The sequence below is a fragment of the Kribbella pratensis genome (assembly GCF_004365355.1).
Taxonomy (GTDB): Bacteria; Actinomycetota; Actinomycetes; order Propionibacteriales; family Kribbellaceae; genus Kribbella.
This window is the reverse complement of record NZ_SODP01000005.1, coordinates 142,108-154,858: the sequence shown is the minus strand read 5'-3', so window position 1 is coordinate 154,858 and position 12,751 is coordinate 142,108. Positions and strand designations below refer to the sequence as shown.

At 68.9% G+C, this 12,751-nt stretch carries 13 protein-coding genes; 6 read left to right on the top strand and 7 right to left on the bottom strand.

Annotated features, from left to right (window positions below; translation table 11 throughout):
- Window position 1 precedes the first annotated feature (1 nt).
- From EV653_RS38860 to EV653_RS38840, 5 genes are all read right to left on the bottom strand, one after another.
- Window positions 2-802, bottom strand: coding sequence for a family 1 encapsulin nanocompartment shell protein (locus EV653_RS38860; protein ID WP_134111339.1), 801 nt, complete (start codon window positions 800-802; stop codon window positions 2-4).
- A complete protein-coding gene (locus EV653_RS38855) occupies window positions 799-1,812 on the bottom strand; it encodes a Dyp-type peroxidase (protein ID WP_202872035.1) in 1,014 nt (337 codons plus the stop codon). The genes EV653_RS38860 and EV653_RS38855 overlap by 4 nt, the downstream gene beginning before the upstream one ends.
- Window positions 1,800-2,573: an aldo/keto reductase gene (locus tag EV653_RS38850; RefSeq protein WP_238160742.1), complete on the bottom strand. Its 774-nt coding sequence runs from the start codon at window positions 2,571-2,573 to the stop codon at window positions 1,800-1,802. The genes EV653_RS38855 and EV653_RS38850 overlap by 13 nt, the downstream gene beginning before the upstream one ends.
- A gap of 68 nt (window positions 2,574-2,641) precedes the next feature.
- Complete coding sequence (locus tag EV653_RS38845; RefSeq protein WP_134111337.1) at window positions 2,642-4,618, bottom strand: protein meaA; 1,977 nt, start codon at window positions 4,616-4,618, stop codon at window positions 2,642-2,644.
- 75 nt (window positions 4,619-4,693) lie between these two features.
- Window positions 4,694-5,026, bottom strand: a complete 333-nt coding sequence (locus tag EV653_RS38840) for an STAS domain-containing protein (protein WP_134111336.1) — start codon at window positions 5,024-5,026, stop codon at window positions 4,694-4,696.
- Between the two features lie 155 nt (window positions 5,027-5,181).
- Between EV653_RS38840 and EV653_RS38835 the strand changes: the two genes are divergently transcribed.
- The 4 genes from EV653_RS38835 to sppA all read left to right on the top strand — a co-directional run bounded on the left by EV653_RS38835 (window position 5,182) and on the right by sppA (window position 8,979).
- Complete coding sequence (locus EV653_RS38835; RefSeq protein ID WP_134111700.1) at window positions 5,182-5,514, top strand: hypothetical protein; 333 nt, start codon at window positions 5,182-5,184, stop codon at window positions 5,512-5,514.
- Window positions 5,515-5,575: 61 nt separating this feature from the next.
- Window positions 5,576-6,175, top strand: coding sequence for an RNA polymerase sigma factor (locus EV653_RS38830; RefSeq protein ID WP_202872034.1), 600 nt, complete (start codon window positions 5,576-5,578; stop codon window positions 6,173-6,175).
- Window positions 6,172-7,296: a CU044_5270 family protein gene (locus EV653_RS38825; protein WP_134111335.1), complete on the top strand. Its 1,125-nt coding sequence runs from the start codon at window positions 6,172-6,174 to the stop codon at window positions 7,294-7,296. The genes EV653_RS38830 and EV653_RS38825 overlap by 4 nt, the downstream gene beginning before the upstream one ends.
- Before the next feature lie 30 nt (window positions 7,297-7,326).
- Complete coding sequence (gene sppA / locus EV653_RS38820; RefSeq protein ID WP_134111334.1) at window positions 7,327-8,979, top strand: signal peptide peptidase SppA; 1,653 nt, start codon at window positions 7,327-7,329, stop codon at window positions 8,977-8,979.
- On the opposite strand, the gene EV653_RS38815 is transcribed toward sppA, so the two are convergent.
- Entirely contained in the window at window positions 8,980-9,558 is a 579-nt protein-coding gene (locus EV653_RS38815; protein ID WP_134111333.1) for a cob(I)yrinic acid a,c-diamide adenosyltransferase, read from the bottom strand.
- Window positions 9,559-9,607: 49 nt separating this feature from the next.
- Here EV653_RS38815 and murA point away from each other — a divergent pair, with 49 nt between their 5' ends.
- Window positions 9,608-10,894 carry a UDP-N-acetylglucosamine 1-carboxyvinyltransferase gene (gene murA, locus EV653_RS38810; RefSeq protein WP_134111332.1) on the top strand — a complete coding sequence of 429 codons (1,287 nt, stop codon included), beginning with the start codon at window positions 9,608-9,610 and terminating at the stop codon, window positions 10,892-10,894.
- A gap of 99 nt (window positions 10,895-10,993) precedes the next feature.
- The gene (gene fabV / locus EV653_RS38805) at window positions 10,994-12,160 is read left to right on the top strand and encodes an enoyl-[acyl-carrier-protein] reductase FabV (protein WP_134111331.1); all 1,167 of its coding nucleotides are present in this window, start codon (window positions 10,994-10,996) and stop codon (window positions 12,158-12,160) included.
- Here fabV and EV653_RS38800 read toward each other — a convergent pair.
- The gene (locus EV653_RS38800) at window positions 12,118-12,750 is read right to left on the bottom strand and encodes an NADAR family protein (RefSeq protein WP_134111330.1); all 633 of its coding nucleotides are present in this window, start codon (window positions 12,748-12,750) and stop codon (window positions 12,118-12,120) included. The two genes, fabV and EV653_RS38800, sit on opposite strands and share 43 nt — an antisense overlap.
- Window position 12,751 lies beyond the last annotated feature (1 nt).

The window sequence follows — 12,751 nt, the reverse complement described above, 5'->3', positions numbered from 1 at the left end:
ATCAGCGCAACACGACGCTGGACTCCGACGTCAGCGCGAGGAAGGTCAGCGACTCCTGCAGGTAGAGCTCGACGGTGTCGGCGTCGTGGGACAGGTAGCCGATCGACAGGTCCTGGCCGAGGTGCAGCTCGTAGTCACCACCGCGCGTCGACACCAGCAGGGCGCCTTCGAGAGCCGGCGCCCAGATGATCTCGCCGTCGCCCACGAGCCGCGCCAGGTGATCGCGGATCGGGTAGCCGTGGTCGGTGGTCTCGGCGACCGCGGTGTACAGGTCGGCGGACAGCAACAGGCTGTACGGCCCGTCCACCCCGGCGAGTCGCAGTACGCGCAGCGCCTGGGCGACGGAGTCGGGCAGATCCTTCGCCTCGGACGGCAACGCGAGGACGTCGTTCGAGCTGCTCGGCGCGAGACCCTCGATCCCGGCGGCTCCGGAGCCGTGGAAGACCAGGTGGTCCTCGGCGTACGCGATCTGCTTCGCGGCGTCCTTGACCGGCTGCCAGTCGGAGTCCTTGGCGCCGCGCTCCACGTCGTCGACGGCCTGCCGGGTGACGGTGAACGGGACGCGCAGCTCGATGATCGGCTGGGACAGCCGGCGGTGCGCGATCACGCCGTCGCCCGGCGCCGCGACCGTCTCGAGGTGGCCGGTGCCGACCGAGGACAGCTCCGGTCCGGACGGACCGACCAGGTCGACCACCCGGCGGCCGGCGATGTCGCGGGTGAAGGTGCGGCGAGCCTCCTCCTCGATCTCGCCCCAGGCGGCGTCCGAGACCGGGGCCAGCTCGCGGTGCAGGTTGTTCGTCATGTGCGACTCCTTCTGAGGCTGCCGATTCCGAGCGACCCGTCCGCAGGGTTCCCGGCTTTCCTGACGGGCGTGGTCGCGGCGGGCGCCGGCGACGGGTCTTCGAGGAACTCCGCGGTCGGCACGAAGAACAGACTGCCGGTGACCGCGGTCGAGAAGTCAAGGATCCGGTCGTGATTCCCGGGCGGCTCACCGACGAACATCCGGTGCAGCATCCGTTCGATCACGTCCGGCGTGGCGGCGTACCCGATGAAATACGTGCCGAACTCGGCCGCGCCGGGTGAGCCGAAGGCCATGTTCTCCCGGACGATCTGCCGCTCGGTGCCGTCCGGGTCCACGATCGTGGTGGCGGCGACGTGCGAGTTGGCCGGCTTGTCCGCGTCGGACAGTTCGATGTCGCTGATCTTCTCCCGGCCGATCACGCGCTCCTGCTCCGCGACCGGCAGCGCCTGCCACGCATCGAGGTCGTGCAGATACTTCTGTACGACGACATAGCTGCCGCCGGCGTACGCCGGGTCCTCGTCGCCGACCGTGATCGCGGCGACCGCCTTGGGCCCGGTCGGGTTCTCGGTGCCGTCGACGAAACCGAGAAGATCGCGCTCGTCGAAGTACTTGAAGCCCTGTACCTCGTCGAGCACCTTCACGTGACCGGCCAGCCGCGCCATCACCTGGCGGGCGAGCTCGAAACACAGGTCGAGGCGGCGGGCGCGGAAGTGGAACAACAGGTCGCCGTGCGTCGCCGGCGCGGTGTGCTTCGCGCCGGCCACTGCACGAAAAGGGTGTAGCTCGCGCGGAGCCGGCGCACGGTACAGCCGGCTCCACGCGGACGCGCCGATGCCGACGACGCAGCTCAGCTGGTCGTTCGGCGCACGGAACCCGACGGCACGCGTGAGCCCGGCGACGTCCTCCAGCAGGGCCCGCGCGGCGTCCTCGGATCCGGGACGCACGGCGAGCACCAGGAAGACCGCCGCCTTCGCGGGCTCACGCAGTACCTCCTGGATCAGGACCACCACTTCCCGCTGCTGGACAGGGCGTCCGCGGTGCGGTTCGTGGTGTCGAGGGCGTCGAGGTCGGCCATCGCGGCGTCGTCGAGCTCGAAGTCGAAGACGTTGAAGTTCTCCAGGATCCGGTCCTGGTGGACGGACTTCGGGATGACCGAGAGCCCCTTCTGGATCGCCCAGCGGATCAGGACCTGCGCCGGGGTGTGGCCGGTGGCCTCCGCGATCCGGGCGACGGCCGGGTCGTCGAGGTGCCGGCCGGTGCCGAGCGGGCTGTACGCCTGCGAGACGATACCGGCCTGCTCACCGGCGGCGACCAGCGCGGCGCGGTACTCGAACGGGCTGAACTGGATCTGGTTCACGGCGGGCTGGATGTTGGCGACCTTCGAGAGCTCCTGGATCTCGTCGGCGCCGAAGTTCGAGATGCCGATGCCCTTGGTCAGCCCGGCCTCCACCGCGGCCTCCATACCCGGCCAGGCCCACGTCGGCCCGCCCTGCGGCCAGTGGATCAGGTACAGGTCGACGTACTCCATGCCGAGTCTCTCGAGGCTCTTCTCCGCCTCGACCCGCGCATCCTTGCCGCCCGGGTAGAACTTGGTCGTCAGGAAGATCTCTTCCCGCGGCACGCCGCTCTCGCGGATCGCCTTCCCGACACTGACCTCGTTCCCGTACGCCTGGGCGGTGTCGATCAGCCGGTAGCCGGCCTCGAGCGCCCAGGTGACGGCGCGCTCGGTCTGCACACCGTCGTCAACCTGCCAGACCCCCAATCCCAACATCGGGATCTCAGTTCCATTCGAGAGCTTACGAGTCGATACGGTCATGTACTCCTTCTACCACGCCCGGCCTACAGCTTGTTGGCGTGGCGGATTACTTGGACCACGTCGGCCATCATGCCGGTGAGGTCGTAGTCCTTCGGGGTGTAGATGGCGGCTACGCCGGCAGCGCGGAGAGACTTGGCGTCAGTGTCGGGGACGATGCCGCCGACTACCACAGGGACGTCCTCCAGGCCCGCCTCGCGGAGACCGGCGACCACCTGCGGGACGAGCTCCATGTGGGAGCCGGACAGGATGGACAGGCCCACGCAATGGACGTCCTCGGCGACGGCGGCAGCGACGATCTGTTCGGGGGTCAGACGGATGCCTTGGTAGATGACCTCGAAGCCGACGTCGCGCGCGCGGACCGCGACCTGTTCGGCGCCGTTCGAGTGGCCGTCCAGACCCGGCTTTCCGACGAGCAGGCGGAGGCGGCCGCCGAGCTCCTCCGAGGTGGCGGCGACCTTCGCGCGGACGGCGGCGATCTCGGCACCGCCCCCGGAGACGCCGACCGAGCCGGAGACGCCGGTCGGCGCGCGATACTCGCCGTACATCTCCCGGAGCACCCCGGCCCACTCCCCCGTCGTCACTCCGGCGCGAGCGCATTCGAGCGTGACGGGCATCAGGTTGTCGGTGGTCTTCGCGGCCGCACGCAGGTTGCCCAACGCGACCTCGACAGCAGACGCGTCACGCGAGGCACGCCAGCTCTGCAACGACGACAGCGCAGCGGACTCGGCCGCAGGGTCGACCGTCTGGATCGCGGTGTCGAGGTCGGCGGTCAGCGGTGACGGCTCGGTGTTCTCGAACTTGTTCACGCCGACCACGACCTGCTCGCCGGACTCGATCCGCTGGCGACGTTCGGCGTGCGACGCGACGAGCGCTTGCTTCAAGTACCCGCTCTCGACGGCGGCGACCGCGCCGCCCATCGCCTGCACCCGGTCGATCTCCTCGCGCGCGCCTTCGACCAGCGACGCAACCTTCGCCTCGATCACGTGCGATCCGTCGAAGATGTCGTCGTACTCGAGCAGGTCGCTCTCATAGGCCAGCACCTGCTGCATCCGCAGCGACCACTGCTGGTCCCATGGCCGCGGCAGGCCGAGCGCCTCGTTCCACGCCGGCAGCTGAACTGCACGGGCCCGCGCGTTCTTCGACAGCGTGACGCCGAGCATCTCGAGCACGATCCGCTGCACGTTGTTCTCCGGCTGCGCCTCGGTCAGGCCGAGCGAATTCACCTGTACGCCGTACCGCAGCCGCCGCGCCTTCGGATCCGTCACGCCGTACCGCTCCAGCGTCAGCTGATCCCACAGCTGCACGAACGCGCGCATCTTGCACGTCTCTTCGATGAACCGCACGCCGGCGTTCACGAAGAACGAGATCCGCTGGACGACGTCCCCGAACCGGTCGGCCGGCACCTGCCCGCCGTCGCGGACCCGGTCGAGTACAGCGATCGCCGTCGACAGCGCGAACGCCAGCTCCTGCACCGGCGTCGCACCCGCCTCCTGCAGGTGGTAGCTGCAGATGTTGATCGGGTTCCACTTCGGCATCTGTGCAACCGTGTACGCGATCACGTCGGTCGTCAGCCGCAGCGACGCATCCGGCGGGAACGCGTACGTCCCGCGCGACAGGTACTCCTTCACGATGTCGTTCTGCGTCGTACCGGTCAGCTCGTCCGGCAGCGCGCCCTGCTCCTGGGCCGCGACCTGGTACAGCGCGAGCAACCACATCGCGGTCGCGTTGATCGTCATCGACGTGTTCATCTGCGCGAGCGGGATCTGGTCGAACAGCGCCCGGACGTCGCCGAGATGCGCAACCGGTACGCCGACCTTGCCGACCTCACCCTTCGCCAGCGGATGGTCCGCGTCGTACCCCGTCTGCGTCGGCAGGTCGAACGCGACCGACAGCCCGGTCTGCCCCTTCGCCAGGTTCCGGCGGAACAACGCGTTGGACTCCGCCGCCGACGAGTGGCCCGCGTACGTGCGCATCACCCAGGGTCGATCCGAGGTCGCCATGTACCCGAGAGTAGGACTGTGTGCCCTTGTGAGTCTGCCTCTCGTGACTGGCGTCACCAGGGGCATGGATCACACTCAGGCGCTGAGCGGTAGGGGTGTTCGCTCGACCTTCAGGACTCGGTGGAGGCGGGTTACCGCGAGGATGCGGATGACCGATGGCAGGGGGTGCCAGAGGACCAGTTGGCGGCCGAGGGACTGGGTGCGGCGGTGGGTGGCTACCAGGAGGCCGAGGCCGGTTGCGTCGACCGCGTCGACCTCTTCCAGGTCGACGATCACGTCGCCGTCGGAGGTGTCGATGAGGTGGTTGAGAGTTTGGCGGACGTCGCCGACGGACCGCACGTCGAGGATGCCGGTCAGGTGTATGACGTTGTCGGGCTCTGCTGATGTTCTGTGGGTCGGTGCGAGCATGTCCGTGCCCTCCGCTCTTCCGGCGGCCCCCGAGTGATCGGCCGCGTGGCAGCGTCGTACTGAGTGATGCTGGGTCGTGCCGGGTGTTGATGGTACAGACTCCCCGGAGACACGGAAGGTTGCCAAGACCTCAGGATCTTTTGTTTCGCGAGACAATGGTGTCCGTGTTCGCCGAGCATTACTTCCTGTTCCCGGTGGTGGCGCTCGCCCTGGCCGGCGTGATGGTGCTGCTGTGCCGCTGGGCGTTCTCCAAGGCCAAGGGCGGCTCGCTGGTCCGGCGCGTCGACGACCGCCCGGCCGAGCGGGACGCGTTCGGCCTGCTCACCGACATCCGGACGGTGGCGAACTACAACGAGGCCCGTGTGCTCGTGTCGCGGCTCAAGGACTTCGGCATCAAGGCGACCGCGGCCCACACCAAGGACGGCTGGACGATCTACGTCTGGCCGCGCGACGAGGCCGCGGCACGCGGACTGCTCGACCACTCCTGATCCAGCTCGCCTGATCCTCTCCGGTTGTCATCCGGAGAGCGCTCTCGTGCGTCCTTCCACCGTGGCTCTGACAATTCCTGCGCAGGTGGACCGTGATGCCGTACCCGCGCACGACGACGGGTGGGAGCTCGAGGCGTCGGTCGCGGAGCCGGAGCGGTTCGCGGCGATCTTCGACCGGTACTTCGGCCAGGTGCACTCGTACGTCGCCCGCCGGCTCGGGAGCGATGTCGCCGACGATCTGGCCGCCGAGACGTTCTTGATCGCGTTCCGGCAGCGTGCGCGGTTCGACCGGCGCAACGGCGTGGTGCGGGCGTGGCTGTACGGCATAGCGACCAATCTGATCCGCCGGCACCGCCGCGACGAGGTACGGGCGTGGCGTGCAGCGGCGAAGCTCCCGCTGCCGGTCCCGGCCGCGACACATGAGGACCGGGTCGCCGCACAAGTGACCGCGGAAGGGGCCTCGCCTGAACTGGCGGCGGCGTTGGCAAAGCTGAACGCGAAGGACCGGGAGGTCCTACTGCTCGTGGCGCTCGGACAGTTGACGTACGACGAGGTGGCAGCGGCTCTGGGGATCGCGTACGGGACGGTGTGCTCGCGGTTGTCCCGTGCACGTCGGGTAGTACGGGCGGCCGTGACCAACCCCGCGGAGGACCCGGCATGAACGAGTTCGACGTACTGCGGAAGGCGTTCCCTGAGACAGACGGGCCCACACCGGAGGCGACCGACGCGGCCCGGCACCAGGTGGAGGAGCTGATCCACCAGGCCAAGCCGGCCAGGTCGTTCACGAGCTTTGTGCGAGCAGGGTGGCTCGGGACTGCTGTTACCGCGGCTACTGCTCTGGTGGCGGTAGTCGGGCTAGGTGGCGCGCTGGTGGTGGGGCGAGGCAACGGTGGTGGGTCGTCACTGCCGAGTGGCCCGACGACTACTACTGCGCCTCGGCTGACGGCGGCAGCAGAGGTGCTGATCGCGGCAGCGGTGCGCCAGGAGAAGGACGAGAAGGTGTCCGGGAAGTACTACCGGGTGCGCAGTCTGCAGCTGAACCCGACGACGCGGGTCGGCAACCCGAAGTACACGCTGGAGCGGCGGTCGATCATCGAGAGCTGGATGCCGATGAAGCCAGGGGTGGAGTCCTGGTTCGGCTGGGTGAACCTCGGCTATCAGCTCGCGAGCCCGGCCGATGTCGCGAAGTGGCGCGCGCAGGGATCACCGACGTCCTGGCAGCTGCCGTACGAGCGCACCCCGATCACCATGTCCGACGGAGTACCTGTGGTGAACAAGATGTCGTTCCGCGACGTCCCGCTCGGGTATTACCTGACCGGCGACAAACCGCTCAGCGCCGAACAGATCGCGGCCCTCCCCACCAGCCCCGTCCAGCTCTACCAGTACCTCGCCAACACCGCCGGCACGACCGGGTCGGCAGCCGACCGCGAGTACGCCGTCTTCGCCGCGGCCGGCCGGCTCCTGTTCGAGATGCCCGCTCCCCCGAAGCTCCGCGGCGCCGCACTCCGGGTGCTGGCCACACTGCCCGGCACACGTGTCCGCACGAGCGTCAAGGATCCGCTCGGCCGCGTCGGCACCGAGGTGAGCATCACCGCCGCCCTGAACAAGCCCAGCAGCAACCGGACCAGCCTGTTCTGGAGCGGAGCGACGTACATCATCGACCCGACCACCGGTCGGCTCCTGAGCTCCACGATCGGCGGCCCGAAGCCCGGCTCGACCGTCGTGCTGGAGTCCGGCTGGACCGACGACAGGCCGACTCCTCCGTCTACGGCCATCCGTTGACCGGTTGGGTCCAGCGTCTAGGGTCGGTGTATGGGGACTCTGCTTGAGCTGGATCTGACCCGTGGTGTTCTCGAGACGCCGCCTGCCTCTCCGGTGGCGGCCTTCCGGGCCCGTCATCTGCCGACGCTGCGCGAGCTGGTGTCTGCCTTGCGGAAGGGCGCGCGGGACGACTCTGTCGTCGGCGTGGTCGCCCACCTGGGCGGCCATCGGCTCTCGCTGGCGCAGGTGCAGGAGCTGCGCGAGGCGGTGGCCGACTTCCGTACGTCGGGGAAGCCCGCCGTCGCGTGGACCGAGTCGTTCGGTGAGGCCGGTCAGGGCACGGTGCCCTACTACCTGGCGACCGCGTTCGACGAGATCTGGCTGCAGCCGTCCGGTGACCTGGCGATCACCGGTGTGACCGTGCAGGCCGTGTTCATCCGCGGTGCGCTGGACAAGGCGGGTGTGATCCCGCAGTTCGGCAAGCGACGTGAGTACAAGACTGCGGCGGACACGTTCACCGAGAAGGAGATGACCGAGCCCGGTCGCGAGATGGCATCGCGGCTCGCGGAGTCGGCGTACGAGCAGATCGTCGAGGGCATCGCCGTACGGCGGCGTCTGGACACCGCGCGGGTCCGAGAGCTCGTCGACACGGCACCACTGCCCGCACAGGACGGTCTGGACGCCGGACTGGTCGATCGACTCGGCTACCGGTCCGATGTGTACGACGAGCTCGAGAAGCAGCTCCAGTACGACGACCGGCTGTTGGCCGAGCGATACATCCGGCGTGGTCCGCGCAGTCTCGAGGACCTGCGCAAAACGCTCCCCTGGCCGCAGAAGCCACTGGTAGCGGTAGTCCGCGTGACCGGCGGCATCTCGGTCGGCCGCAACTCCAACAGCCCGATGGGCGGCCCAGGGTCCGGCTCCGACACCGTCGGCGCCGCGCTGCGCGCCGTGGCCGAGAACGAGCACGTCAAGGCCGTCGTACTGCGAGTGGACAGCCCCGGCGGCTCGTACGTCGCCTCCGACGCGATCCGCAACGAGGTGCTGCGGCTCCGCTCGACCGGACGACCTGTGATCGCGTCCATGGGCAGCGTGGCCGCATCAGGCGGGTACTTCGTGGCGATGCCGGCCGACGTGATCGTTGCGGAGCCCGGCACGATCACCGGGTCGATCGGCGTGCTGACCGGCAAGGGCGTCGTACGCGATGCACTGGGCCGGATCGGGATCTCACGGGACGCCGTGTCCGAGGGTGCGAACGCGCAGATGTACTCCGCGCAGGAGGAGTTCACCGACGAGCAGTGGGCACGGCTGGAGGAGACACTCGACCGCATCTACAAGGACTTCGTCGCCAAGGCCGCTCAGGACCGCGGACTGCCCGAAGAGCGGCTTGAGGCCCTTGCGCGCGGACGTGTCTGGACCGGCGCCGACGCGCACGGCCACAAGCTCGTGGACGAGCTCGGCGGGTTCCAGCACGCACTGATGCTCGCCTGCAACCGCGCCGGACTGGACCGCGACGAGATCGGCGTGACCGCCGTACCGCATCGGAATCTGCTCAGCCAGCTGCGCGCGCCGGCCACGACTGATGATCTGGCCGTCAGCGCGGCGCCGCTGACACTCGACGGCCTGGCCACCGGTCTCTACAGCGCGTTGGGACTCCCGCCGGCCGGAGTACTCCGGATGCCCTTCAACTGGGAGATCAGCTAGCTAGCGCTCGCCGCCCGGGACCCAGAGGACGTCGCCGCCGGAGGACAGGTTGGCGACGCGGCCGAGGATGAAGAGCAGGTCGGACAGGCGGTTCAGGTACGTGATCGCCAGCAGGTTGACCGACGGGCCGTGCGCCTCGACGGCGGCCCAGCCGGCCCGCTCGGCACGGCGTACGACGGCACGCGTGACGTTCAGGTAGGCGGCGCCCTCGGTCCCACCAGGCAGGATGAACGAGCGGAGCTTGGTCAAACGACCGTTGTAGTCGTCGCACCAGCCTTCGAGGCGGTCGATGTAGTCCTGGGTGATCCGCAGCGGCGGGTACTCCGGGTCGGGCGTGATCGGGTTGCACAGATCGGCCCCGACGTCGAACAGGTCGTTCTGGATCCGGGTGAGCAGCACCACGATCGTGCTGTTCAGGTGGCCGGCCGCGATGGCCACACCGATCGCGGAGTTCGCCTCGTCCACCTCGCCGTACGCCGCCAGGCGCGGATCCGTCTTCGAGGTCGTGGAATTGTCGCCCAGGCGGGTCTCGCCGGCGTCACCGGTGCGCGTGTAGATCCGCGTCAAGTTCACAGCCATGCCAGGACTCTACGCAAAGCCCGACTCGGTCAAACGCTACAGTCGACCGGTGGAACGGTTTCGGATCGCAGGTGAGGCACGGCTCGACGGCACTGTCGAGGTGGCCGGGGCGAAGAACAGTGTGCTCAAGCTGATGGCGGCTGCGCTGCTGGCGGAGGGTACGACGACGCTGCGGCAGGTGCCAGGGATCCTGGACGTCACGTTCATGGCCCAACTGCTGGACACGCTCGGCTGCTCCGTGAAGGTCGACCCGGACGGCCGGCTGGCGACGATCGCGGTGCCTGCCACGGTCAAGTACCAGTGCGACTACGACCTGGTGCGCAAGCTGCGCGCCTCGATCTCGGTCCTCGGCCCGCTGCTGGCCCGCTGCGGTCAGGCGGAGGTTGCGCTGCCGGGCGGCGACAACATCGGCTCCCGCGGGCTGAACATGCACGTCGCCGGCCTGGAGTCGATGGGCGCGAAGGTGCATATCGAGCACGGTTTCGTCATCGCGGAGGCGCCGCAGGGGCTGCACGGCGCCGAGGTGTGGCTGGACTTTCCGAGCGTCGGGGCGACCGAGACGCTCATGATGGCGGCGGTGCTCGCGAAGGGTACGACGATCATCGAGAACGCCGCCCGCGAGCCGGAGATCCAGGACATCGCCCAGATGCTCGTCGAGATGGGCGCCCAGATCGACGGCGCCGGCTCGCCGCGGATCGAGATCACCGGCGTGGACGGGCTGCTGAACCCGGTCGACCACACCGTCGTACCGGACCGGATCGTGTCCGGGAGCTGGGCGTTCGCGGCCGCCATCACCAAGGGTGACATCACGATCGCGAACGGGCACGCGGAGCACCTGGAGCTGCCGCTCGACAAGCTGCACCGGGCCGGCGCCGAGATCACCGTGCTGGACCCGGGCTTCCGGGTCCGGATGGACGACCGGCCGAAGCCGGTGGATGTGGTGACGCTGCCGTACCCCGGGTTCGCCACGGACCTGCAGGCGTTCGTGATCGCGCTGAACGCGCTGAGCGACGGCGCGGCGATGGTCACCGAGAACCTGTTCGAGGGCCGGTTCACGTTCGCGCAGGAGCTGACCCGGCTCGGGGCGCAGATCCAGACCGACGGGCATCACGCAGTGGTCCGCGGCGTACCGCGGCTGTCTGGTGCGCCGGTGGTCGCTTCCGACATCCGCGCCGGCGCTGCATTGGTGCTCGCCGGTCTTGCGGCCGAGGGCGAGACGCTGGTGTCGGCCGCACACCACGTGCACCGCGGCTACACCGACTTCGCCGGCAACCTCCGCCGCCTCGGCGCGGACGTCGTGGTCGAGCCCGACGACGCGGAGATGTACTGGAACTGACACCCGCGGCCCGCTGGCGGGTTATTTGCCTGCTGGCGCGTTGTAGCGCGTCATCCGTCACACAACCCGCCAGCGGGCCCGCGGGTTAGGGTCTGAGGCATGACAGAGCGCGTGATCAAGCCCCTCGGCCGCGGTTTCCTCTTTCTCGACTCGCATCCGGCGGGTTGTGCGCGGGTGGTCCGGGAGATGGCGGCGGAGGTGGAGCCGCGCAACCCGGCGCGTCGTACGGCGCTCGTGATCGGGTCGAGCTCCGGCTACGGTCTGGCGACGACGATCGCGGGGTTGGCGCGGTACGGCGTCGACGGGATCGGGGTGTCGTTCGAGAAGGCGCCGACGGCTCGTCGTACGGCGACCGCGGGCTGGTACCGCACCGCCGAGACCGCGGCGCTGGCGGCCGAGCTCGGTCGCTCGTGGAGCTTCGTGAACGCGGATGCCTTTGCGGACACCACCAAGGACGAGGTGCTCGATCTCGTCGCCGAGCGGCTCGGCGGCATCGACCACCTGATCTACAGCGTGGCCGCGCCGCGGCGGGTCGATCCGCGCAACGGCGAGACGTACCAGTCGGCATTGAAGACGATCGGTACGCCGTACTCGACCAAGAGCCTCGCATACGAGGACGGCCAGCCGGTGTTGCAGGAGGTCGGGATCGACGTCGCCACCGACGACGAGCTGGCCCAGACGGTGAAGGTGATGGGCGGCGAGGACTGGGCCCGCTGGATCACCGCGCTCCAGGAGCGTGACCTGCTGAAGCCCGGATTCAACACCGTCGCGCTGACCTATATCGGCTCTGAGCTGACCGGTCCGATCTACCGCCAGGGCTCGATCGGCGCCGCGAAGGCCGACCTCGAGCAGACCGCGCTGAAGCTCGCCGCCGACGGTGTGACCGCGATGACCTCGGTCAACGGCGCCGCCGTCACCCAGGCCTCGTCCGCGATCCCCGGCATCGGTCTGTACGTCAGCATCCTGCACAAGGTCCACGGCCTGCAGACTCCCGTGCAGCAGTCGATCGCCCTCTGGGACCAGCTCACCGGCGAAGCCCCGCTCGACCTCGACGACGAAGGCCGCATCCGCCTCGACCGCTGGGAACTCGCCGACGACGTCCAGTCCGCAATCCGCACCCAGTGGGAATCCGCGACCGCAACCACCATCGCCGAGGTCGCCGACACCGAGTGGTTCCTAGCCGAGGTACGCCGCCTCTACGGCTTCGACGTCCCAGGCGTGAACTACGAAGCCGAAACCGAGGTCGACGTGGAGTGGCCCACCTGACCCAGGTGTTCGCGGGCAGCCATCAGAGCGAAGCCGAGCAGGTTGCTGCCGGGCCACTGGGTAGGGTCTTCTGAGCGGGGGTCGGTTGCGGTGCGGCCGGTGCCCCAGATGCTGTCCACGGGGCTGGCTTCGACGAGGACCCGAGTGCCGGTACCGACGAGGTACGCGCGGAGCTCCGGGTGTGCGGTGAACTTGTGGATCGAGCCATCGACCACCAGGTTCATTCGTTGCTCGTTCCAGCGCAGGTCGTCGAAGTCCCGCACGGTGCGGCCGGCCGCCTTGGCCTCACCCGGGTGCGTCGCCGCGAGTACGGCGGCGAGGGCGGACGCGTCGCCGAACAACCGCGCCTTGCCGGCCATCATCCAATGTTCGGCGGTGAGATAGGTGACGCCGTCGACGCTGAACGGCGCCGGGTACCACTGGCTGAAACAACTCGCGTCGACTTCACCCGGGCGCCGAGGTGTGTGACCCCAGAAGAAGACATAGCGATAGCGGTGGCCCTGCTCGATCCCGTCGACCAGATCAGCGACGGACCGCGGCGCGTCCAAGCCGCCTATGCCGTCGCTGTGGGAGACCGGGGACTCGGTCATG

Bases quoted from the DNA above. Each gene is read 5' to 3' on its own strand.
- EV653_RS38860 (WP_134111339.1), bottom strand. From the start codon at position 802: ATGACGAACAACCTGCACCGCGAGCTGGCCCCGGTCTCGGACGCCGCC.
- EV653_RS38850 (WP_238160742.1), bottom strand. From the start codon at position 2,573: ATGTTGGGATTGGGGGTCTGGCAGGTTGACGACGGTGTGCAGACCGAG.
- EV653_RS38845 (WP_134111337.1), bottom strand. From the start codon at position 4,618: ATGGCGACCTCGGATCGACCCTGGGTGATGCGCACGTACGCGGGCCAC.
- EV653_RS38840 (WP_134111336.1), bottom strand. From the start codon at position 5,026: ATGCTCGCACCGACCCACAGAACATCAGCAGAGCCCGACAACGTCATA.
- EV653_RS38835 (WP_134111700.1), top strand. From the start codon at position 5,182: ATGGTGTCCGTGTTCGCCGAGCATTACTTCCTGTTCCCGGTGGTGGCG.
- EV653_RS38825 (WP_134111335.1), top strand. From the start codon at position 6,172: ATGAACGAGTTCGACGTACTGCGGAAGGCGTTCCCTGAGACAGACGGG.
- sppA (WP_134111334.1), top strand. From the start codon at position 7,327: ATGGGGACTCTGCTTGAGCTGGATCTGACCCGTGGTGTTCTCGAGACG.
- EV653_RS38815 (WP_134111333.1), bottom strand. From the start codon at position 9,558: ATGGCTGTGAACTTGACGCGGATCTACACGCGCACCGGTGACGCCGGC.
- fabV (WP_134111331.1), top strand. From the start codon at position 10,994: ATGACAGAGCGCGTGATCAAGCCCCTCGGCCGCGGTTTCCTCTTTCTC.
- EV653_RS38800 (WP_134111330.1), bottom strand. From the start codon at position 12,750: ATGACCGAGTCCCCGGTCTCCCACAGCGACGGCATAGGCGGCTTGGAC.